This is a genomic window from Paucibacter aquatile (assembly GCF_002885975.1).
GTDB lineage: Bacteria > Pseudomonadota > Gammaproteobacteria > Burkholderiales > Burkholderiaceae_C > Paucibacter_A > Paucibacter_A aquatilis.
Window position 1 is genome coordinate 2041104 of sequence record NZ_POSP01000003.1, and the last position, 22720, is coordinate 2063823.

The following is a 22720-nucleotide window of genomic DNA, read 5'->3' on the forward strand; positions in this document are numbered from 1 at the left end:
GGAAAGCCCATGTCCAGTTCAGAAACACCCACCGTCAGCCCTGCGGCTCCTCAGGCCCCCGCGCTGCGGGACTACAAGCTCTCGGACAACCTCGCAGCAACCAGCGGCGCGGTCTTCCTGACCGGCACCCAAGCCCTGGTGCGCCTGCTGCTGGCGCAGAAAGCGCAGGACGAAAGCAAGGGCCTGAACACCGCCGGCTTTGTCTCCGGCTACCGTGGCAGCCCGCTGGGCATGGTGGACCAGCAGCTCTGGAAGGCCAAGAAGTTCCTCGATGCGGCCAAGGTCAACTTCCTGCCCGCCATCAATGAAGACCTGGCCGCCACCGCCTGCCTCGGCGTGCAGCGCGTGGCCCTGGACCCCAAGCGCACGGCCGATGGGGTGTTCGCCATGTGGTACGGCAAGGGCCCGGGCGTGGACCGCTCGGGCGATGCGCTCAAGCATGGCAATGTCTACGGCACCTCAAAGTTAGGCGGCGTGCTGGTGGTCTGCGGTGACGACCATGGCTGTGTCTCGTCGAGCACCCCGCACCAGAGCGATCTGGCTCTGCAGGCCTGGCACATGCCCATCGTGCACCCGGGCAATGTGGCGGAGTATCTGGAGTTCGGGCTCTACGGCTGGGCGCTGAGCCGTTTTTCGTCCACCTGGGTCGGCTTCAAGGCGATCTCTGAGGTGGTGGAGTCGGGCATGACGGTGGACCTGGACAGCGTGCCGCTGGACTTTGAGCTGCCGGTGGACCACAAGCCGCCGGTGGACCTGCACATCCGCGCGGTGGACCTGCCCTCGCTGGAACTGGAGACGCGCCTTGAGCACAAGCTGAACGCCGTCAAGGCTTTTGCCAAGCTCAACAGCATCGACAAGCACATCGTCGTGAGCCCGCGCGCTACGCTGGGCATCGTCACCGTGGGCAAAGCGCATTACGACTTCATGGAAGTGCTGCGCCGCCTGGACCTGGACCCCAATGCCCTGGCCGCCGCCGGCGTGCGGGTCTACAAGGTGGGCCTGGTGTTCCCGCTGGAGGCCTCGCGCATGAGCGAGTTCGCCCAGGGCCTGACCGATATGCTGGTGATCGAGGAGAAAGCCCCGGTCGTCGAGCGCCAGATCAAGGAGTTGCTCTACCACCTGCCCGACGCACAGCGCCCGCGCGTGGTGGGCAAGACCGATGAGCATGGCCAGGCCGTGCTGAGCGCGCTCGGCGAGCTGCGCCCCTCGCGCATCATGAACACGGTGGCCGACTGGCTGGCCCGCCTCAACCCCGCCCTGGACCGCCGCCATCTGGTGGTGGATTTTCTTACCCCCTGCCTGCTGTCCAACGCGGCTGATGGCGTGCGCCGCCAGCCCTACTTCTGCTCGGGCTGCCCGCACAACACCTCGACCAAGCTGCCCGAGGGCTCGCGGGCCCTGGCCGGCATCGGCTGCCACTTCATGGCCAGCTGGATGGAACGTGGCACCTCAGGGCTCATCCAGATGGGCGCCGAGGGCGTGGACTGGGCCGCGCACAGCCGCTTCACGACCGAGAAGCATGTGTTCCAGAACCTCGGCGACGGCACCTACTACCACTCAGGCTACTTGGCCATCCGCCAGGCCATCGCCGCCAAGACCAACATCACCTACAAAATCCTCTACAACGACGCCGTCGCCATGACCGGCGGCCAGCCGGTGGACGGCACCACCAGCGTGCCTCAGATCGCGCGCCAGGTGGAGGCCGAGGGCGTGAAGCGCCTGGTGGTGGTCAGCGACGAGCCGCAGAAGTACCAGGGCCACGAGAACCTCTTCCCGCCGGGCACCACCTTCCACGACCGCAGCGAGCTGGACGCGGTGCAGCGCGAGCTGCGTGAGATCGAAGGCGTGACGGTGCTGATCTACGACCAGACCTGTGCCGCCGAAAAGCGCCGCCGTCGCAAGAAGAAAGAGTTCGTCGACCCGCCGAAGCGCATCTTCATCAACGAGCAGGTCTGCGAGGGCTGCGGTGACTGCGGCCAGGCCAGCAACTGCCTGTCGGTCGTGCCGGTAGAAACCGATTTCGGCCGCAAGCGCGTGATTGAGCAAAGCAGCTGCAACAAGGATTTCTCCTGCGTCAACGGCTTCTGCCCGAGCTTCGTCTCGGTGCATGGCGCGCAGCTGAAAAAGCGCGCTGGCGCCAGCTACACGCCGGCCGATCTGGCGCGCGAGCTGGCCGCGATTGCCGCCCCCAAACCCTGGAACTGGACGGGTCCCTTCGACCTGCTGGTCACCGGCGTGGGCGGCACCGGCGTGGTGACCGTGGGCGCCCTGATCAGCATGGCCGCGCATCTGGAGCGCAAGCAGGCCTCGGTGCTGGACTTCATGGGCTTTGCGCAAAAGGGCGGCTCGGTGCTGTCCTTTGTGCGCGTGGCGCCGACGCAAGACCTGCTCAACCAGGTGCGTATCGACACGCAACAGGCCGATGTGCTGCTGGCCTGTGACATGGTGGTGGGCGCCAGCCCGGACGCGCTGGGCACGGTCAAGCCGGGCCGCACCGTCATCCTGGCCAACACCCATGAGCTGCCCACCGCAGCCTTTGTGCGCAACCCCGATGCCAACCTACAGGCCGACTCGCTGCTGGCCAAGATGCAGCATGCCGTCGGTGGCGACGCTGGCCTCATGAGCACCATCGACGCCCAGGCGATTGCCCAGGAGCTGATGGGAGACACCATGCCCAGCAACATCATCATGCTGGGCGCCTGCTGGCAGCGCGGCCTGGTGCCGCTGTCCGAAGCTGCGCTGATGCGGGCCATGGAACTGAACGGCGTGGCCGTGGAAGGCAACAAGACCGCCTTCGCCCTGGGCCGCCTCGCGATCGCCGCGCCCGAGGCCCTGCGCCGCCTGGCCGGCCGCAGCCAAGCGGTCGTGCAGGTGCTGAACTTCGACAAGCTCGACGGCCCGGACGGCCTGCTGGCCCGCCGCAGCGCCCACCTGACGGCCTACCAGAACAGCGCCTACGCCCAGCGCTACCTGGCCCTGGTGCAGCGCGTGCGCAGTGCCGAAGGCCAGCTGGGCGAGGCCGGCAAGGCCGAGCGCCTCACCAAGGCCGTGGCCCGCTACTACGCGAAGCTGCTGGCCATCAAGGACGAGTACGAAGTCGCGCGGCTCTACACCGACGGCCAGTTCGAGCGCGCGATGAAGGAACAGTTCGAGAACTGGGAGCGCCTGAGCTTCCACCTGGCGCCGCCGCTGATCTCCAAGCCGGGCCCCGATGGCCGCGCCAAGAAGATCGAGATGGGCAGCTGGACCTTCCAGGCCTTCAAGCTGCTGGCCAAGCTCAAGGGCCTGCGCGGCAGCGCGCTCGATGTCTTCGGCAAGACCGAAGAGCGCCGCATGGAGCGCCAGCTGATCCAGGACTACGAAGCCCTGGTGGACGAGTTGCTGGCCGGCCTGACGGCCGACAAGCTGGATGTCGCCCTGCAGCTGGCCCGCCTGCCCGAACAGATCCGTGGCTACGGCCACGTCAAGCATGCCAATGTGGTGACGGCCCGGGCCAAGCAGAAGGCGCTGCTGGACCGCTTCCACGGTCGCGTGCAAGAGGCAGCGGTGGCCATGCCGGTACCGGCCGCGCGGGTCAAGGGCGTGGCCGAGCTGTAAGCAGTAGGTCACAGGCACCCGGGGCAAGCCCGATTGAGGCGGCTGCATTTGGGCTTATGGTGGGCCCAGATGTTGTTGACGATACGGGCTCGCCCCCCTGCCCCCATCCTCCACGCTGATGCGCCGGCCTGGGGCGCGCGCCTGCTGGCCATCTGGCTGCTGGCCGTGAGTGGCACTGCGTTCGCGCAAGGCAGCGCGCCACCCGCAACACATTCGACCGCCACACGCCCCACCGTGCGCGTCTGCGTCGGCGATTTCCCGCCCTACAACAGCCCGCGCCTGCCGCGCATGGGCCCGGTGCTGGATCTCGCGCAGCAGGCCTTCCAGCGCGCGGGCTACGCCATGCAGGCCGAGTTCATGCCCTGGGCACGCATCTTGAAAGAGGGCGAAGAGGGCCACTGCCTGATCCTGGGCATCTGGCGCAATGCCGCGCGCGACCAGCTGTTCAGCTACAGCGCCCCGCTGCTGGAACAGGAGTTGGGCTTCTTCGTGCTGCGCGGCGAGCAGCCGGCAGTAGCCAGCCCCGAGGCACTGCAGCGCCTGCGCATCGGCGTTGAACGTGGCAGCTACCTGCCCGAGGCGCCGCGCCAGCCCGGTCTCAAGCTCGACTTGGCCAGCGCCTTGAACACCAACCTTCACAAGCTGGCCAAGGAGCGCGTCGACCTGGCCTTCGGCGAACGCTCCGCCGGCCTCTACCAGCTGGCTCGCGAGCCCGAGCTGCGCGCCAGGGTCCAGTGGCTGGAGCCGGGCCTGGAGCGCAAGCCCACCTACCTGGCTTTCAGCCACCGCCACCCGGAGGGCGAAGCGCTGCGCCTGGCCTTCGACCAGGCCTTCCAGGCCATGAAGCAGGACGGCAGCTACCGGCGCCTGCTGCGCGCCGCAGGACTGACGCCCCAGCCCTGATTCAGGCGCGCTTCACACCAGGCCCTTGAAGGGGCCGGTGGCCAGCCAGCGCTCGATCTGCGCCTGGCGGTCATTGCCCCAGAAGGCTTCACCGTCGATCAGAAAGTAAGGTGCGCCGAACACGCCAGCGGCAATCGCAGCGCTGTTGACGGTCTTGAGCTTGTCCTTCCAGACCGGGTCGCTCCAGGCCTGCTCGGCCGCGTCGGCATCGAGGCCGCTCTCGGCCGCCAGGGCCTTGAGCTGGGCCGGGTCGTCCAGCGACACACCGCGGGTGAAATAGGCGCGCAGCCCGGCGCGGGCCCAGGCCACCGCGGCCGCAGCGCCCTGCGTCTCATGCAGCCACCAGAACACACGAGCGGCGTTCTGCGTCGCAATCGGGAAGCGCGCGGGCTGCTGATACGGCAAACCGGCAAAGGCAGCCGAGCGAGCGAAATCTCGAAACGCGTAATCGCGTTTGAGCGGGTGCTCGATCTGCGGCTTGAGCTCGGCCACCTGAAAGGTCACGCCCAGCAAGATGGCATGCCACTGCACACGCCGGCCATGGCGCGCCGCGACGGCATCGACCCACTCCGAGGCGATGTAGCTGTAGGGCGAGGAAAAATCGAAATAGAAATGCAGCGGGCCTTTTTGCATGGCTTGCGCTGAACGTTCGGGCATGGTGGTTTCAAGCATCTTGGAACCATAGACCATTCGGGCCCGTTCTTGCAGCCAGACTTACCAGCAGGCGCGGCACCCGGTGCGGCTGGCGCCCGGGCTGAGCGCCCCATACCGGCTTCAGCGCTGCGTGGCCGCACGCGCCAGATAGAAGGCGCCCCAGTAGAAAGGATGCGATTGCCCGCCCGCAGACCGCGCCAGAAACTCGCGCTGGGCCGACTGCAAGGCGCGCGCGCTGTCGCCATGGCGACGCAGGGCGGCATAGAAGGCTCGCATCCAGCGCCGGGTGGCGGCGTCGTCCACGCTCCAGAGGCTGGACAAGACTTCGCTGGCGCCGGCCTGCAAAAGGCTGGCATTGAGCCCGGCCACCTCAGCCCCGGATCCATCGTCGCCACCGCCCAGGCCCGTGGAACAGGCCGACAGCGTCACCAGCTGGGTGTGCGTGAAGGGCATGCGCGCCAGCTCGGCCAGGTGCAGGCGCTGGCCATCCCCCAGGCGCAGCCAGGAGCGCGACATCACGCCGGGACGCAAAGTGAAGTGCGTGCCCAGATGCAACAGGCCGCCCGCTTCCTTGCGAGCTGCCGCTTGCAACTCCTCCTGCAAGGTGCGGTGGGTGAAGCTGGCATCCAGCCAGCCCTGGCCCCGCCACAAACCCGGCCCGCCCGTGCAGACGCCTGTGCCCAGCCCCTCGATCGGGCCCGCCACCAGCTCGCAGATTTCCTGCGCCACGGCAGGCAGGGCTGGCAGTCCGGCCACGGCCTGGCTGCTACCGAAGGCACGCAAGCGCCGCTCGGTCCATGGCGGCGAGCGGGCCGCCAGCTCACGGGCGCCGCCCTCGGGCAGGCGTTGCACCAGGCGCAAGCTTTGGCCGAGATAGCCCTCGGGCCCGCGCAGCAGGCCCAGGGGCAGGTAGCGCAGCGCACCGTCGAGAACCAGCTCCACTTGCTTGGCCTTGGCATGCCGGGCGGCCCGCAGCAGAGGATGGCCCAGGCGCTGGAACCAGTGGCGCAGCTCGGCATCAACCGGCTCGCGCGCCTCGATCTTGCGCAGCAGCTCGGCCACATCCTGGCCCAGCTGACGCGCCGGCCAGGCCAGCTCGATCTGCGACTGGCCGCCGGCATGAACCATCAGCAGATTGAGCCGCTCCTGACCCGAAATGCTCCAGACCTCCAGCACGCCGGCCGCAGGCCGCTGCCGCCTGGTACCGGCCGGCAGCCCGGGCCTGGCCGCCAGGGGCTGTGCGGGTTGGGTCTGCATCATCTGCTGCATCCACTGCTGCCATTGCTGCAGCCTCATTGCTTCGCCTTCCCGTTGGGCACGCCACTGCTGCTGAGACTGCGCCAGGCGGCGCGGGCTCAAGACCTCGCTGCCTGGCGAGGCTGCGGGCGGCGCATCGGCCCCGCCACGTTCGAGGCCGGCGGCGCTGGGGCTGAAGCCCAGCAGTGCCTCGGGCGCCCGCAAGCGGGCCGAGCGCCGCACGTGCAGCTGCCCATCGCTGAACTCGTCGAGCTCCAGCGCCGACCAGTCGCGCAGCACATCCTGCGCCTCGGCGATGCGCCCCGAACGCGCCAGCCAGGCGGCCTGGTCGCGGTACACAAAGGACAGCTCCTGAACAAAGCCGCGCTCCTGGCCCGGCCGCTTGCCGCGCAGGTCCTGACGCATCAGCTCGATCTGATCCAGGCTCTGGCGACCCAGCTGCATGGCCAGGTCCTCGCGGCCACGCAAGGCCCAGTGGCGTGCCAGGCCATGGAGGTTGTCCCACAGCGGGGCGGGCGCCGCATAGCTGCCCGCAGCGGCCAGACCGCGCAGATGGTGCTCCAAGGCGGCCGGCCAATCCGCGAGACCGTCCTGCCATTGCGCCAAGGTCTTGTGGGAGCGCGCCCGATCGGCCGGCGGCAGGCCGTCGTAATCGGGATGCTGCGCCAGGAACTGCTGCAGTTCCTCGCAAGGCAAGCCCGTGCCACGCTGGGCCACCGCGGCACGACAGCGGCCGTTGTACGCCTCCAGCAGCAGCGAGGGCGTGTCACCGACGATCTGGCGCAAGGCCTGCAGGGCTTGTTCGTAATCACGGGCGGCCAGGGCCGGCTGGCCCAGCTGCATTTGCACCGCCGCATGGCTGAGCAGCAAGCGCGATCGCCAGTAGCCCAGGTCTTTGCGCCCTTCGCTCTCGGACAGGAGCGGCGTCAACAGCTCGGCGGCGCGCCGGGGTTGACCCAGCCGCAGCCACAGCACCGACTGCAGATGGCGGGCACGGATGAGTCGGGCCAAACCCACCGTGCCAAGCATGTCCGGGCTCAGCAAAGCATCGAGGGCCTCGCTGGCCGTCAAGGCTTCGCCCAGCTGACCCTGGCTCATGCGCAGATTCAGCAGCGTCATGCGATAGGGCAGCACGCGCGGGCTCTTGGCCCCGAACGTTGCTTCGGCCAGCGCCACGGCGCGCAGCGCCAACGCCAGCGCTTCGTCAAGACGGGCGTAGTGCAGGTAATTGGACGAAAGGTTGTGGAACACGCCCAGCTGAGCCGAGGGGTTGGCGTCGGGGTGGTGCTCGATGATGCGCAGCGCGTCCTCCAGGGCCTGCTGCGAGCGGTCCATGCGCTCCATCTGCCCGTAGATGGCCGCCATCGAGGCCAGTGCATCCAGCATATCGGGCGCATCACCGCGCCCCATCTGGCGCAACAGCTCGGCCTCCCGCTCGGCATAGCCGGCGGCCAGGGCCAGCTGATCCTGGGCATGGCTGACGACGGTGCGCAGATTCAGGATCTCACCCATCAGCGCGCTGACGGCCAGGCCTTGACCCTGCAGCAAGGCCTCGGCTTCGCTCAGGCTGGCCTCGCTGCGCTCCACCCAACCCGGCGCTTGGCGGCGCCAGCTGGCGGCCACCTCCAGCAGCCGCAGCTGAGCCCGCATGGCGTCTCCCTCGGCGCTTGCAGCCGGAAGCCGGGACTGCAGGGCCAGGGCCTCGGCCACCAAGGGCACGGCCTCGTCACGGGCGGCACGGTCCAGGAGGGCGCGCGCAGCCTGCATCAGGTGCCAGACCCGTGCCTCCTCGAAACCAGGGGCCTCAGCCGCCGGTTCCAGCCGGGCCAGCATGTCTTTCAGCGCGGTGCTGAAGGGTCGCTCCAGCAACTGCCAGGCCATGCGGGCCTGCTGCAGGGCCACGGCCAGGGCGACCGCTTCCTTGGGGGGCTGGGCGCAGACCCGGGCCAGCGCAGCAGCGGGTTCACGCAACAGCTGCTCCAGCATGGGCCAGCGGGCTTCGCCGGCTGCGGGCGCCCCCTCGCACAGGGTCAGCAAGGCCTGACGGCTCGTCTCAGGAACGGCGCGGCTGTCGGTTCGATTGTCCGGTGCTGCGGCCCACGCAGGCACGGTCAGCAGGCCCATGGCCAGCAGCCAGGCCGCCACACCCCCGCGCCACATCATGGTCGGGCGGGCGCCGGGCCGGCGCTCAGTTCCAATATCAAGACACCGTCGCTCGGCCAGGGAATGCTGCGGCGTTTCAGAATCGCCTGCACCACGGGCAAACGTTCGGCGCTCAGGCCGCTCAACTCCACATCCAGACCCAGTCGGCCCAAGCGCTCATAACGCCTGACTTCCAGACCCTGGGCTTGCAGATCCTGGGCCAATGCTTCGCGCCATGCCTGCGGCTCGGGCACCCGCAGCTGCAGCACGCCGTCGCTGCCCCGGGTCACCTCACTCTCGCCGGACGCGCTGGCCGCGGGCTGTGCCGCTTCATCGCTGGGCCAGTTTGCATCGTGCGGCAAGCCCAACCACACCATCAAGCTCAGCGCCAGGGCGCCCGAGAAGGCTCCGCCCCAGCGCCAGGCGGGCGCCTGCCAGACCCCTCGCAAGGCCTCTCGCAAGGCCTCTCGCAAGTCCTCTCGCCAGACCCGGCAGCGCTGGCAGCCCGCCGCACGGAACAGGCCCTCGCGCTCGGCGCGCGCCAGCACCGCCTCCAACTCGCGCGGGGTCAACAAGGGAAGCTCGGTGGGCGTGGCCGACACGGCGCGCTGCAGGCATTGACCTTCGGCATGGGCTTGCGGGCCGGCACCGGGCGCCGGCGTTGGCTGGCCACGCAAACCGCACAGCCAGGCGTCCAGCTCGGCCTCTTGCGCGCGGCTCAGAGGGTCTTGTTGATCGGCCATCATCGTTCTCCTCCGGCCACCTCGGCATACCAGGGCGCCAGATAGTGCCGCGCCTTGCGACGGCATTGGTAAAGATACTGCCGCGTGGCCTGAGGCGTGCGATTGAGCAGTCGGGCCACGTCCTCGATGCTCAGCTCATCCTCGGCAATCCAGCGGATGACGGCGGCGGCCTCAGGTTCGGCCTCGCGAAAGCGGGCCTCGCACTCGCGGTAACGCGCCAGGGCCAGGCGTGAGGCGGTCAAGGCCTCAGGCCCGGGCAACTCGTCGGGCAAGGCGGGATCGGGCTCCTGCGCCGCCGCCAGGCTGTGGCTGCTGGGCGGGCGCACCGCGCTGGCACGCAACTCGTCGATGGCCACCGAGCGGGCCACCCGCTTGAGCCAGGGAAACAACTCGGAATCCCCACGGTAGCTGGCACAGGACTTCCAGATGCGCAAGAGCGCGTTCTGCAAGGCATCGCGCGCCGCCTCCGGGTCCCGCAGGCACATGCTGCATTCGCGCAGCAGGGCGCGGCCATAGTCCTCGTAGAGCTGACGAAACGCGAGCCGCATGTCTTCGCCTCCTTGCGCACAGGCCCGCTTGAACACCTCTCGTTCCATATCGCCGATTGCTCCCACCGGTTTTTGTAACAAAGTGAGTCTAACGAGCAATTGCGACAGCTTGTCAGCGCTGAGGCCGCTTACCGGGCCAGAAAGCCGCCAGCACAAGCCAGAGACGTAGCGATGAAGCCAACGTCAGGGCCAGATGGATCACAAACACCCCGGTGAAAACCCCAGGTCATTTGCCCCTGACGAATCGCCCGGCGCTCCGTCCCTGCCTCCATGCCGCTGCATTGCGGCGCCAAAGCCCGCCCTGGAGGAAGCCCGTGAACCCTTGCCATCCAACGATTGCGCCCCACCGGGCGCTGCGCCTGCCGAGTCTGCCGCTGCTGCTGGCCCTGATGACGCTGGCCGGCTGCGCCAGCAATCCGATTCAGAAGATCAAGGACAGCATGCCGGATCTGCCCTTCGTCACGCCCCCCTCGCGCACCCACAGCGGATTGCCAGCGATCGCGCCACCACCCGTGGGTGCAGGTGGCAAGGCCGTGATCAGCGACGCTTTCATCGACCAGTTCTTCCAGAAAAAGCAGGTCAGCGGTGAAGAGCTGTTGTTTGAGCTGATCGCCATTCGCCAGACCGCGAGCAAGCTCAAGAGCGGCGCCGGTTGGATGGATTTGGTGGGAGCGCAGGACCTGGCGGCCCGGCCCGGCAGCGGCGTCGACAAAAGCTCAGTGGCAGCGGAACTCCAGAGTGTGGCGATCGGTGCCGCCCTGAGCGGGCTGGAAAGCCAGCTCGACAAGATGCTCAAGAGCAATGGATCTGCCCAGGAGCTGGATCAATACCTCGGCGCATTGCTGGAGGCCAAGCAGGCCTTGGCCGACGAAAAGATCGAGCTGCCCTCGGGCGCCGGCCTGAATGCCCAGCAGAAGCGCCGCCTGGTCAGCATGGCAGCCATGTTGGTGGCCATGCGCCTGAGCAACAAGCAGCTCGACCAGGCACGCAAGGACTTTGCCGGCATCGAGGACGACTTCCTCAAACTGATCGAGCGCCGCGAGCAGGCGGCAGGTCTGCTCTACGAGCTGCTGCAGCAAGGTGGCGCCAGCAAGGCCAGCCAGGCCGCGGGCTTCAGCCCGGCGGACCAGGAGTTTCTGGCTCAGCGCCGCAACAGCCTGAGCCTCAAGGAATTCTCCAACGATATGGGCGTGCAGAACCTGGCCCTGCGCCTGCTGCGTCAGCGCGACCCGGCGCTCTACGCCGACTACCGCAGTGGCGTGGACCGCAGCAGCAAACGCACCCAAGCCTATGTGCGCTCCATGGTGGGCGGCGCGGCTTTCGGCAGCCTGGTCTCGGGCTTCGGGCGGCAGTTGCTGCGCGTCTACAAGGACAAGAAGAACGAGGAGATGCTGGCCGCCCTGCCCCTGGTGCTGGGCTATGGCGTCGAGGTCAAGCGGGGCCTGGGCTTGAGCTGGGATGTCACCACCCAGGGCATCTTCCCCGACCTGGGCAAGGCCGTGCGACCGGCCCGCTTCCGCCTGAGCCAAGGCGAGCAGATCCTGGAGCTGGGCAGCGCCGCCGAAGTGCTGGCCGAGCTGGACAAGAGCGAGGCCGGCGGCCTGCTGCGCGAGGCCTTGTTCCGCGACCACGCGCTGGGCCTGATCTACCGTGTCTACCTCTGCGACCGGGCCGAAGCCGGCCGCATGCTGGACCGCACCATGCCCGCCGATCAGCGCGACCTGGCGGCCCGGGCCTACTTCAAACAGGCGGACCTTCAGGGCTTCAGCTTCGCGGCCAGCTTCTCCGGCCGGCCCGACAACGCACGCGAGCTGGAGCTCGGCGACAAGCTGCTGCGCCGCGACCACCGGCGGCTGAGCGACGACAGCGGCGGTGCGCTCTCGCAGATCCAGCGCAGCGTGAGCGAACGCAGCCGCGAGCTGAGCAATGACCAGCTGCTGCGCCTGATCTTTGCCAACCGTGAGGGCTCGGCCATGCGCGCCAGCCTGGACCTGGGCCGCGTCAGCGTGCGCGCAGTCCCATCGATGCAGGCCGTCTATGCCTACGAGGCCCAGGTCGATGGCTGCCGCAGCCTGGTCACGCCCGTCGCCGGTGAGGACCAAGGCAAGTCCGCGCCGCCCGCGCCCAAGCCGCGCGACAAAGTCGAGCAAAGCCGCCAGGACAAGGACAAGGCCAGCGGCGGCAAGACGGCGGCCGGCGGCAAGCCCGCAGCCAGCACGCCGGCCAAGTCCCAACTCACAGGCCGTTGAACGCCCCTCCCCCCATCCCCACCACTCACCGACGGAGCTTTCGCCATGCCTCGCCTCTGTTCCCCCACCCAAGCCGCCTCGGCCGCCCTGACCTGCCTGCTGCTGGCCCTGGCCGGCTGCAAGAGCAACCCGCCCAGCCCGCACGAGAAGGACAAGATCGAGCTCAGCCAGGGTGCCATCCGCATGCCCTCGGGCGTCTACCTCGGCGGCCTGCAAACCATCGACCAGGCCGCCCGCACCAAGCTCTACGTGAGCATGGAAAGCATCGGCGACCCCAGCAACCCCAAGCTGTTGTTCCCGCCCGAGATGGCCCAGGCCGTGGGCCTGAGCAAGCGGCAGATGAACCGCAATCTCATGGACACCATCCTGGCCTCGCGCCGCTTCGACGTGCTGGAGATGGGCAACAGCGTCACGGCCGAGGCCTCCAGCTTCCAGGTGGCGGCCATGGTCAAAGATGCCTGGCAAAGCCTGGAGCCCATGGAAGGCGGTCGTCGCGTGGCGGTGACGCGCGTGCTGCTGTCCTTGCAGATCAAGGACCTCTACACCGGCGAGCTGCTGCAGGACCGCGCCATCTCGGTGGAAGGCCAGAGCGGCCAGAGCAGCGGCGACCGCACCGTGCTGGGACCGCAGGACAAGCCCAACCAGCCCCAGGTGCAACAGGCCCTGGCCAATGACTACAAAAAGGCCATGCACCGCGCCTTCAAGGAGGCCACGCTGCGCATCCAGGAGGTGTTCCGCCCCCTGGGCAAGGTGGTCTCGTTGGACGGCGACACCATGGGCCTGTTCGGCGGCATCCGCCAGGGCTTCCAGGGCAAGGATGAGCTGGTGGTCTTCCGCGTGCGCACCCTGCGCCTGCCCAATGGCAAAGAGGAGATCAGCAGCACCATCCCCGTGGCGGCGGTTCGCTGCGACGGGGTGGGCAGCAACACCAGCCAGTGCGACATCATCCGCAAGCACCCGCAGCACCAGGTGCAGCCGGGCGACTATGCCGTGCTCAGCGAGTACTCCAAGGACAACGGCGCGAGGATGGAATGATGGAGCGCCGCCTCACCCCACCACCCCTGCCGCAGCTGAGCCGGCGCACGCTGATCCAGCGCGGCACGGCCCTGGGCCTGAGTCCCAGCCTGGCCACGCTGGGCTCGGCCTCGGCCGGCCTGGGCTTGCTGGCCGCGCCCCGGCCGGCCGGCTCGGCGCCCTCGCCCCAGGCCCTGCCCGTGACCGTGCTCTACCGCCGCGAGGCGGCCGGTGCCTCGGCCCGGCTGGACCCGGTCGTGCAGACCGCCACCCTGTCCCTGGAAGAAGCCTTCCAGCAGCAAGGCCTGCGCGTGTTGCAGCCCAGCGCCCAGGTCTACCAGCTGATGGATGGTGGCCCCGGCGTGGTCGTCACCTTCGCTGAAGATGCCGGTTACTCCATGGTCTTCAGCGCCTACCGCAATCTGCGCCCGGTGCCCGGGCAGGAAGCCGGCATCGCCGAGGTGCGGCTGCAGGCCCGCGTCTTCGTCGGCCGCCAGATCCTGGTGTCCGATGAAGGTCGGGGTCAGATGTTCACGCGGCTGGAGGATGGCCAGCAGGAGTTTGGCGAGCGCCGTGCCCTGGAGCTGGCCGCCCGCCAGGCCGCCCGCGATCTGGCCGAGCGCACCGGCCAGCGCCTGCGCCAGCACAGCATGGCGCCCGTCAAGCCCGGCGGCAACGCCGATCTGGTGGCCAGCAGCCAGACCATCAGCACGCCGGAAACACAGCTGCCGCCAGCCGCGCCTCCACCCCCTCCTCCTCCTCCGCCACCCGCAGCGCCCCCAGCTGTACCTTCGCCGGCGCCCTCGCAGGCACCCACAGCTGCGCCCCCAGCTGCGCCAACGCCGGCGCCCACTCCCATGCCGCCCGCAGCAGCCAACCCGAGCCTCAGCCTGCCGCCGCCCAGCAAGCGCTGGGCCCTGGTCGTGGGCATTTCCGACTACTCCAGCGTGCGCCAGCGCGAGGGCATCGAAATCAGCGATCTGCAAGGCGTGGCCAAGGACACGGAGAACTTCGCCCAGGCCATGCTGGACATGGGCATGCCACGCAAGAACCTGGCCGTGCTGCGCAATGCCGACGCCACCAGCGAGGCCATCCGACGCGCGCTCAAGCAACTGGCTCGCCAGGTGGCGCCGGACGATATGGTGGTGTTCGCTCTGTCCGCCCATGGCGGCTCCAAGGACATCTCAATCTCGGGCTATGGCGCGCCCATCCTGTCCGATTTCAAGCGCAGCGGCGACAACGCTTCGGCCCTGGACTTCTGGGAGCTGCAAAGCCTGTGCAAATCGCTGCCCTGCCAGCAGGTGCTGTGGGTGATCGACACCTGCTTTTCGGGCAATGCGGCCCGTGATCTGGTGACTGTCGAGATTTCGGCCCAGGGCGTGCAAGCCGCCCAGGGCATCGGCGGCCCTGATGCCAATCGCGTGGCCCAGGGCTTCGGTGCCGGCGACGGCAAGGCCTTTGCCGTGGTAACCGCCGCCAGCAGCGAAGAGGTGTCTTGGGACACCCCCGCAAAAGGCGGCATCTTCACGGTGCACATGCTGGCAGCCCTGCGCGCAGCCCAAGGGCGCAGCTCCATCGAGCAATTGGTGGTCAAGGAGATCCGACCCAAGGTGATCGAGCAATCGCGAGACATCTGCCGGCGCCGACGTGACTGCCCCATGCCGCAGCAGACCCCGGTGTTTGCCTACGCCGGCCTGGGCAACCAGATCAAGCTCTGATCGCCGGCTTCGACACTCGCCGACCTGCCAGGATCTTCACGATGAACGCCTTGAACGCCCCGTACCGAAAGGCCGCGCCGAGCGGCACTGTCTTGTGGTCGCTGCTGTGGGTGATCAGTATGAACACGGCCCACAGCGCACCCCGGGCTCCAGCCCCGGCCGCAGGACGCTTTCTGATCAGCGAAACGGAGTGGAAGCAGGAACGCGCCACACCGCCGCCGCCCAGCACCAAGTTCAGCCCTGCGCCGGGCGCACCACGGCTGGAGCTGCTGCAGCCCAAGCCCGGGCCGGATACCCTGGCCAGCCCTTTTGACATCCAGCTGCGCTGGAATGCCGAGGGCGAGGCCCGCATCGAGCCGCAGACCCTGCGCATCCGCTACGGCTGGATGGGGCTGGACATCACCCAGCGCGTGCTGGCCCAGGCCGAAGTGACGGCCGAGGGCTTGCGCATCCGCAAGGCGGCCCTGCCCAGCGGCGAGCACAAGCTCGCCGTCGAGATCGCCGATTCCCTGCAGCGGGTGGGGCGGCGGCAGTTCGAAGTCAAGGTGCAGGCCGCGCCCTGAAAACGCAAACAGGGCCGCAGCAGGCGGCCCTGTTCAAAGGGTGCGGATGAAGAAGGCGGGTTCAAGGCGTCATCAGGAGCGCGCGGTCATTGCTGCTGTCGCTGTCACCACGGGCACGCACGGCGGCTTCAAAGACCAGGCCGGCACGCTGGCCCGGGGCGAAGCTGTAGGGCAGGCGGAAGACCAGGCTGCCGTCCTTCGGCAGGCTCGCCACGGTCATGCCCACAGGCTTGAGATCGCTGGGGCAGACGGCGCCGCCGCTGGCGCTGCAGCTCATGATGCCCAGGATGGCGGCGTTCTCGCTCGGCGAGCTGACCAGCTGGTTGGCGATCAGCACATCCTTGGCCGCGTCGGGGCCCTTGTTGCTGACGGTCACCACATACTCAAAGCTGCCGCCGGCCGGAACGGCGCTGCTGGGGCCGGTGGCCTGCACGGCGACATCGGCGCTGTAGGCCTTGAAGCCCACGCCCATCTTGCTGCTGGACAGCTGGGTGCCCGTGCCGGTGGTGGCCGAGGCTTCCAGATTGACCGTACCGCTGGTGCCGAGCTTGACGGTGCCGGTGACATCAAAGGTGAGCGTGGCGCCCGGTTGCAAGTTGCTGACCGTCATGCGCGACCCGGTGGCGGGGCAGGCGGTGCCGGCGTTGTCGGATTGGCAGTTGACGACCTTCATGCCCTCGAGCAGCGCGTCGGCGACGATGTTGACATCGGTGGTGGTCGCCACGCCCTTGCCGACATTGCGCAGCTTGATGGTGGCCATGGTCTGGGTGTAGCCCGAGGGAACCTGGGCGTCCGGCAGGCTCATGGTGACCATCAGATCGGGCGCAGGGGTCGGCGGCGGCGGGGGCGGGGGCGTGACTTCACCACCGCCGCCGCCACCACCGCCACAGGCGGTGAGCGCCACCAGAGACGACAAGGCCAGAGCCGCCCAGACCGGACGAAGACGAGGAGCAGAAGCGAGACGGGTGGACAGCGAAGACATGGGTTTTCCTGATTTTTGCGATGCGGGCTGAGTGGTTTTCAGGCCAGGTCATCGACCTGCTTGGCGCCACTCAGATTTGGAAACGCAAGTGTAGAAACCCTAGGTCAGGCTGTCTGTGTACGTTGTGTACAGCCCGCCTTGCGCCGAACCCTGGCGCTCAGCGCCCGGCGCTCGGCGGGCTGGAGGGCAAGCGCGCCAGCGCGGCCTCCAGCACCTCGTCGCGGCCGGCCCGCCAGCCGGCCAGCGTCGGCCGAGCCAGCAGGTCGGGCTGCAAACCCTTGCCGACAAACTCGGTGCCATCGGGCAAAAGATCACGCTTGCTGCAGACCCGCGCGCTGCCGCCGCCGGGCAGCTTGAAGAACAAGGGCTGGCCGGTGCTGCCACCGGTGGCTTCGCCCACCACGGGTCCGCGCGCCATGCGTTTGAACGCAGCCACAAAGTCTTCCGCCGCCGAGTAGGTGCCCCCACTGGTGAGCACGGCAACCGGGCCGGTGAACTGACGCTGCGCATCGGGCTGCACCGATTCCGGGCTGCCACCCTCGATGGTCAAGGGCAGGCCCCAGGCCCGCCAGGCCGAGACCTGCGAGCGCGTCCACCATTGCGAAGTCTCGAAGGCCTGCGGGCTCAGGGTCGCGAGGATGCGATGGCCCACGCTGCTGTTGCCGCCGCCGTTCTCACGCAGATCAAAGACGATGGCGCGCGCCTTGGCGATCTGCTCGAAGGCCGCGAGATAGGCCTGGGCCGCGCTGTTGTCGCCAAAGCTGCGCAGCTCGACCACGGCCACTTCACCCGGCAGCATGCGCCAGCGAAAGCTCGCGTCGTCCGCCTTGGCCAAGAGGGCCGCGCGCGCCTTGCCATCCAGCCGTGGCACCCGCAGCACCCGGCTTGCGCCGGTCTGCGCATCCTTCAGCGTCAGCCGCAGCGCACGCCGGGCATCGCCGCGCAGCAGGTTGTAGTCGTAGAGCCGCTGCGCCAGGTCCTGCGGCGTGGATGCCGAGGTGAAGGGCTGGACATGGCGCTGCACATAGCCCGCCACCGGCTGGCCGTCGATGGCCGTGATCTCCTGGCCCACGGCCAGACCGCGGCGAGACAGCTCGGGGTCCAGCAACTGCGTGATCAGCACCCGACCCTCGATCCAGCGCGTGCGCAGCGCCGGCCGGGCCTGCATGCGGTCCCGCAGAGGCTCGGGCAAGACCAGCCCGCTGTGGCCATCGTGCAGCTGCGCCATCATGCGCATCAGCTCGCGGTAGTAGTCCTCGCTGCGCGGGGTCCGGCTGACCCGCTCCAGCGTCTGCAGATAGAGCGCGTCCCAGTCCAGCCCAGGCACCAGCTCGAAATTGACGAAATGGGTCTTGACCTCGGCCCAGAGGCGCGACAGCCCGGCCAGGCGCTCGTTGAGCGGCAAGGTTTCACGAAACGGCGTCTCAATCGCGGCAGCGCCGTAGAGGCGCTCGCGCAAGGCATCCGCCGCCCGCGCCCGGGCCACTGCATCCGGCCAGCGCGGGTCGGCGCGCATGGGCGCCAACTCCTGGGCGGTTTCCAGCCACTTCGCCGGCACCATCTGGCGCTCGTCGGCCATGCGGGCCAGGGTCTGCCAGGCGGCGTCCAGCTGGCCGGCCGCGGCCTGCAGCTGCAGGAGCGGCCAGGCATTGCGCAGCAGCAAACCCTCATCGCTGACATCGGCCTGCACCAGGGCCAGCGCTTCATCGACGCGACCGGCCTTTTGCAGCAGCTCGGCCTGATCCAGGCGCTGCTTGGCCGGCGGCCGCGGCGCCGCCTGGCTGAGCAAGGGGCTGCTGCCGCCCGCCACAAGCAGCAACGAAACCAGCACGGAACACAGAGGGCGAACGCTTGGCCTCATCGGACTCTCCAGGACCACCATCGGTCCACCACAAAGGTCCGGATTCTCAACGCAGCGCCCCCTGGGCCGCCAGCGCCAGAAGTGATGGTGGGTGGCAGGAGCGGGCGAACTTCAGCGTGCGATCGACGTGTAAGCGTTGTTGAGCGCGCTCGGGTCGCCCTTGGCCAGGGCGGTGGCGTTGAAGTTCAGGCCGGAGTTCACGCCGGGGGCGAACTGGTAGGGCAAGGTGATCACCAGGCGGCCACCGCTGGGCAGTTGCAGATCGGTCAGGGCACTGCTCTGCAGATCGGCCGGGCAGACGGCCCCGCCGCTGGCCACACAGGTCTTGGCGCCCAGCACCGGCATGCGGTCGGCCGCGGCCAGCAGCAGCGATTCCAGGCGCACCTTGCGCGCGGGATCGGGCCCGGCATTGCTCAGATCAAGCACATAGGCAAAGCTGCCGCCCGAAGGCATGCGCTCGGTCGGCCCCTGGCCCACGAGAACCAGATCGGCGGCATAGGTCTGGAATTTGTGTTCTACGCGCTTGTCGCTGCTGCCGGTGTCCCCCACGGCCTGGGCGGTCAATGCCACCGTCGCCACCGTCGCCACTGCCGCAGGCGCTCAAGCCCAGACTGAGGCTCATCGGCAGCAAGGCCCAGGCCCTCAGGCCTCCGGCAAGCTCACCCCCGCCGCCTGCGCCAGGCGCGCCGGCAGCACGGCCAGCGCGGCTGCGTCCCAGGCGCCCATCAGGCAGATCTGCAGCCAGTTGCGCTGCTGCAGATAGGCGCTCTGCCAGGCCAGCTTGAAGCCGGCCCGCTCCAGCTGCGCGCCGATGCGAGCGGCCTGCAGATGCGGCGCCAGGGCCAGGGTCAGGATGCCAGGCATGGCGTGCTCGGACGACACCAGCACACGCCAGGGCTGAGTCGACGACGGCGAGAGGCTGCAACCCAGGACGCGGCGCAGTTGGGCATCGGCGCTGCGCACGGCGCGCCAGCGCGCGGTCCAGTCGATGCCGAGTGCTGCCTCCAGCGCGGCCAGCAGATTGGAGCTCTGGGTGTAGGGCACGCCGTCCGCAGGCGCGAAGGCCGCCAGATCGATGGCACGCGGCAACTGCCCCTCAGGCTGCAGTGCGCCCTCGTGCAGCACGATGGCCAGGCCGGGGAACGCACCCAGGGCCTTGCCGCTGACGGCGCTGGCCAGCCAGACTCCACGCAGATCCAAGGCCTGTTGGCCGAGCGCGCTGACCGCATCGACGCACAAGCGCACGCCGTGCCGGCGGCAAGCCGCACGCAAGAGGCCCAGGTCGTTGCGCATGCCGGTGGAGGTCTCGCTGAGCACGGCCCAGAGCCAGGCCGGGCGCTGCGTTTGCAAGGCCTGCTCCAGCGCCTCGGCCGAGAGCGGCTGGCCCCAATCCAGGCGCAGGGCCTGGTGCGGCAAGCGCCAGCGCCGGGCGTGGTCGAGCAGGCGTTCACCAAACTCGCCGTTGCTGATCACCAGGCCAGCGCCGTCCAGCAGCGAGAGCTGGCCGGCGATCGCGTCGTTGGCCAGGGTGCCCGTGCCCGGAAAGATCAGCGCATCCTCGCTGCCGCTGAGCGCGCACAGGCGCTCACGCACCCGGGCCAGGCGCAGCAGATGCTGCGACCCGCGGTGCGAATGCGCCGGTTCGGCCAGGGCCTGCACCACCGCCTCGGACATGGCCACCGGGCCGGGCAGAAAGCTGGCATGGCGGCCATCCGACAGGAACTCCAGATGCGCGCAATGCGCAGCGTAATCGGGCAGGCGCATCAGCATGGGCTGGTAAGGCGCCTCGGCGCTGCCCACCAGCGGGCCGAAGGGCTGAAAGCCCAGATGGCGGTAGAGCCGCGTCTGGCGCAGCGTGCCCGAGATCAGGGCCAGATCGCAGCCCTGGGCACGGAAGTGCCGAGCCAGCACGCCCGACAGGCGCGCGAAGACACCGTGCTTGTGGAAGTTGCGGAAGGCCGGCGCCACCGCCAGCAGGCGCACCTCCATCGCCCGCTGGTGCGGCGGCAGATGGCGGTCGAGATCGGGCAACTTGCCGTCCAGCGAGAAGGGCCGGGCGCTACGGCCGGCGATCATGCCGACCAGCTCGCCCTCGTGCAGGGCGATGGCGTAGGTGTTCTCGTCGTGAAAGCGGTCCACCAGGCGCCGCGCCGCATTGGGCGCATGTTGCGGGATCTCTTCGACGAAGGTGCGGTAGTTGAGGCGGTGGATGGCCTCGAACTCCCAGGCCTGATCGGCGATCTTGAAACTGAGGGCCGTTTGAGGCCGATCGCCCTCGGCTTCAGAGTCGGGCGCAGAGAGAGTTGCAGTCGTGTTCATCGGGGGCTGATGCTCCTTTCGCATCCTCCGGCCTTGCAGGCACCGACCGGAGAGCGAGAAAAAGAACAGCACACGGGGGACAGCAAGGCGGTCGGGCGGCCCGAGGCAAGGCGGGGCAAGTCATGCTAACCAGCAATGCCCGCGGAGCGCAAGCCGGGCGAGAAGCATCGCTTCACGCGCCCGGCGGCATCGATCTTCAGGCCAGGGCGCGGCCGATCAGGATCTTCTGCACTTCGGAGGTGCCTTCGTAGATCTGGCACACCCGCACATCGCGGTAGATGCGCTCCACCGGGAAATCACTGACATAACCGTATCCACCATGGACCTGGATGGCCGCGGAGCAGACGCGCTCAGCCATCTCGCTGGCAAAGAGCTTGGCCATGGCCGCTTCCTTCAGGCAGGGCTGGCCGGCGTCCTTCAGGCTGGCGGCATGCCAGATCAGCTGGCGCGCCGCCTCGATCTGGGTGGCCATCTCGGCCAGCTTGAACTGCACCGCCTGGTGCTGGAAGATGGGCTGGCCGAAGCTCTCGCGCTCCTTGCTGTACTTGAGCGCCGCCTCGAAGGCTGCGCGCGCCATGCCCACGCTCTGGCTGGCGATGCCGATGCGGCCGCCCTCCAGACCCGAGAGCGCGATCTTCAGGCCCTGGCCTTCGTCGCCCAGGCGGTTGGCCGCCGGCACACGGCAGTTCTCGAAATTGATCTGCGCCGTGTCGCTGGCGTGCTGGCCCATCTTGTCTTCGATGCGGGCCACCTGGTAGCCGGGCGTGCTGGTGGGCACCAGGAAGGCGCTGATGCCCTTCTTGCCTGCGGCCTTGTCGGTGACGGCCATGACGATGGCGACATCGCCGTTCTTGCCGCTGGTGATGAACTGCTTGACGCCGTTGAGCACGTACTCATCGCCATCGCGCACGGCGGTGGTGCGCAGGCCGCCGGCCTCCGAGCCCACATGCGGCTCGGTCAGGCAGAAGGCGCCCAGCATGTCGCCGCGCGCCAGGGGCTTGAGGAAGCGCTGCTTCTGGTCCTCGTTGCCGAAGGCCATCAGGATGGAGCAGACCGGGCAGTTGTTGACGCTGACCACGGTGGAGGTGGCGCCATCACCGGCGCCGATCTCTTCCAGGATGATGGCCAAAGCCAGATAGTCCAGGCCGGCACCGTCGTACTCGGTCGGCACGGCCACGCCGTAGCAGCCCAGCTCGGCCAGGCCCTTCAGCTCGGCGGCGGGAAAGTGGTGGCTCTTGTCCCACTCGGCCGCCTTGGGCGCGATCTGGTCTTGGACGTAGGAACGGATCGCGTCCTGGATGGCGCGGTGATCTTCACTGAGCAGCATGGGTCGGTTACGGCGAGTTTCGTCGCCGCGATTGTGCCAGTCTGCCCCCGCCCGCCATCGAGCGGGCACCCGCTCCGCTCAGGCCTGCTTGCGGCGGCGGGCCAGGGTCATGCCGGCCAGGGCCAGGCCCACCAGGGCCAGCGAGGCCGGCTCGGGCACCTGATTGCGCTGGCTCAAGCCCACATCGTTCAGGGCAAAGAAGTCGGAGTTGGTGTCGCGGCCGCCGGCGCCAAAGCCATAGCCGATCCAGCGCATGGAGTAGCTGCCTGCGGCCAGGCCGCTGCTCAGCGTGATGTGCTCGGTCGCGCTGGTGGTGGCGGAGGAGGCCGTCAAGTCGGCAGCCAGATCGGTCCAGCCGCTGCCGCTGTTGATCTGCACCGCGTACTTGTAGCTGGGCCTGGTGTTGCCGAAGTTGTGGTTGTGGTAGTGGGTGAAGGACAGGGTCAGGTCATTCAGCGAGTTCGCCAGCGTGAAGCTCAGCGAGAGCGTGTTGCTGTTGCTGCCGAAAAACTGCGTCCCCACGACATTTCCATAGGGGGCACCCCAGTTCCACACGCCCGCGTTGGCCGTGCTGAAGTTGGCGTTGCTCACGCCCGCTGCGGCCGTCGATGCGGCGATGCCGCCGGCCTGGCCAGGCGCCGCGTTGTCAAAGTTCCAACCCACGACCACACCGGCCTGGGCGCTTGCTGCCAGAGCCAGGGCCACTGCGCCGAAGCTCACTTTGGAAATCAGATTGTTGGTTTGCGTCATTTGTCTTGTCCGTCCGAGCAATGAATGAATGGATGCATGCATGAATGAATCCATCGTTCTCTCAATCCATGAACCACCTCGTCGATCTGTCCC

16 protein-coding genes are annotated in these 22720 nt (G+C 68.5%); 6 read left to right on the forward strand and 10 right to left on the reverse strand.

Features of this window, described 5'->3' with window-relative positions; all coding sequences use genetic code 11:
* The first annotated feature begins 9 nt into the window (after nucleotides 1-9).
* On the forward strand, nucleotides 10-3597 hold the full coding sequence (locus tag C1O66_RS12035) for an indolepyruvate ferredoxin oxidoreductase family protein (RefSeq protein WP_102768094.1): 3588 nt from the start codon (nucleotides 10-12) through the stop codon (nucleotides 3595-3597).
* Between the two features lie 69 nt (nucleotides 3598-3666).
* Complete coding sequence (locus tag C1O66_RS12040; protein WP_102768095.1) at nucleotides 3667-4500, forward strand: substrate-binding periplasmic protein; 834 nt, start codon at nucleotides 3667-3669, stop codon at nucleotides 4498-4500.
* A 12-nt stretch (nucleotides 4501-4512) separates the two neighbouring features.
* Here C1O66_RS12040 and C1O66_RS12045 read toward each other — a convergent pair whose 3' ends face one another.
* The 4 genes from C1O66_RS12045 to C1O66_RS12060 form a co-directional block, all read right to left on the reverse strand.
* Complete coding sequence (locus C1O66_RS12045) at nucleotides 4513-5157, reverse strand: 2-hydroxychromene-2-carboxylate isomerase (protein ID WP_243392779.1); 645 nt, start codon at nucleotides 5155-5157, stop codon at nucleotides 4513-4515.
* A 117-nt stretch (nucleotides 5158-5274) separates the two neighbouring features.
* Nucleotides 5275-8574 (reverse strand): CHAT domain-containing protein, encoded by a 3300-nt coding sequence (locus tag C1O66_RS12050; RefSeq protein WP_102768096.1) that lies wholly within the window; start codon nucleotides 8572-8574, stop codon nucleotides 5275-5277.
* Nucleotides 8571-9299, reverse strand: coding sequence for a hypothetical protein (locus C1O66_RS12055; RefSeq protein ID WP_102768097.1), 729 nt, complete (start codon nucleotides 9297-9299; stop codon nucleotides 8571-8573). The genes C1O66_RS12050 and C1O66_RS12055 overlap by 4 nt, the downstream gene beginning before the upstream one ends.
* Nucleotides 9296-9844, reverse strand: a complete 549-nt coding sequence (locus C1O66_RS12060; protein WP_165794578.1) for an RNA polymerase sigma factor — start codon at nucleotides 9842-9844, stop codon at nucleotides 9296-9298. The genes C1O66_RS12055 and C1O66_RS12060 overlap by 4 nt, the downstream gene beginning before the upstream one ends.
* 314 nt (nucleotides 9845-10158) lie before the next feature.
* On the opposite strand from C1O66_RS12060, the gene C1O66_RS12065 reads away from it, so the two are divergent.
* From C1O66_RS12065 to C1O66_RS12080, 4 genes are read left to right on the forward strand one after another with little or no spacing between them, the layout of a single operon-like run.
* A complete protein-coding gene (locus tag C1O66_RS12065) occupies nucleotides 10159-12093 on the forward strand; it encodes a hypothetical protein (protein ID WP_102768099.1) in 1935 nt (644 codons plus the stop codon).
* 45 nt (nucleotides 12094-12138) lie between these two features.
* Nucleotides 12139-13128, forward strand: a complete 990-nt coding sequence (locus C1O66_RS12070) for a hypothetical protein (RefSeq protein WP_102768100.1) — start codon at nucleotides 12139-12141, stop codon at nucleotides 13126-13128.
* Entirely contained in the window at nucleotides 13125-14825 is a 1701-nt protein-coding gene (locus C1O66_RS12075; protein ID WP_133155187.1) for a caspase family protein, read from the forward strand. Before C1O66_RS12070 ends, C1O66_RS12075 begins: the two co-directional genes overlap by 4 nt.
* Before the next feature lie 41 nt (nucleotides 14826-14866).
* The gene (locus C1O66_RS12080; RefSeq protein WP_102768102.1) at nucleotides 14867-15388 is read left to right on the forward strand and encodes a hypothetical protein; all 522 of its coding nucleotides are present in this window, start codon (nucleotides 14867-14869) and stop codon (nucleotides 15386-15388) included.
* A gap of 61 nt (nucleotides 15389-15449) precedes the next feature.
* Here C1O66_RS12080 and C1O66_RS12085 read toward each other — a convergent pair whose 3' ends face one another.
* The 6 genes from C1O66_RS12085 to C1O66_RS12110 form a co-directional block, all read right to left on the reverse strand.
* Nucleotides 15450-16370 (reverse strand): COG1361 family protein, encoded by a 921-nt coding sequence (locus C1O66_RS12085; RefSeq protein WP_108724343.1) that lies wholly within the window; start codon nucleotides 16368-16370, stop codon nucleotides 15450-15452.
* A 157-nt stretch (nucleotides 16371-16527) separates the two neighbouring features.
* Entirely contained in the window at nucleotides 16528-18201 is a 1674-nt protein-coding gene (locus C1O66_RS12090) for a S41 family peptidase (RefSeq protein ID WP_165794579.1), read from the reverse strand.
* Nucleotides 18202-18342: 141 nt separating this feature from the next.
* Nucleotides 18343-18801: a hypothetical protein gene (locus tag C1O66_RS12095; protein WP_133155189.1), complete on the reverse strand. Its 459-nt coding sequence runs from the start codon at nucleotides 18799-18801 to the stop codon at nucleotides 18343-18345.
* Nucleotides 18802-18873: 72 nt separating this feature from the next.
* Nucleotides 18874-20550 carry a GNAT family N-acetyltransferase gene (locus tag C1O66_RS12100; protein ID WP_102768106.1) on the reverse strand — a complete coding sequence of 559 codons (1677 nt, stop codon included), beginning with the start codon at nucleotides 20548-20550 and terminating at the stop codon, nucleotides 18874-18876.
* A gap of 196 nt (nucleotides 20551-20746) precedes the next feature.
* The gene (locus C1O66_RS12105) at nucleotides 20747-21877 is read right to left on the reverse strand and encodes an acyl-CoA dehydrogenase family protein (protein ID WP_102768107.1); all 1131 of its coding nucleotides are present in this window, start codon (nucleotides 21875-21877) and stop codon (nucleotides 20747-20749) included.
* 78 nt (nucleotides 21878-21955) lie between these two features.
* On the reverse strand, nucleotides 21956-22627 hold the full coding sequence (locus C1O66_RS12110; protein ID WP_165794580.1) for a PEP-CTERM sorting domain-containing protein: 672 nt from the start codon (nucleotides 22625-22627) through the stop codon (nucleotides 21956-21958).
* Between the last annotated feature and the right edge of the window lie 93 nt (nucleotides 22628-22720).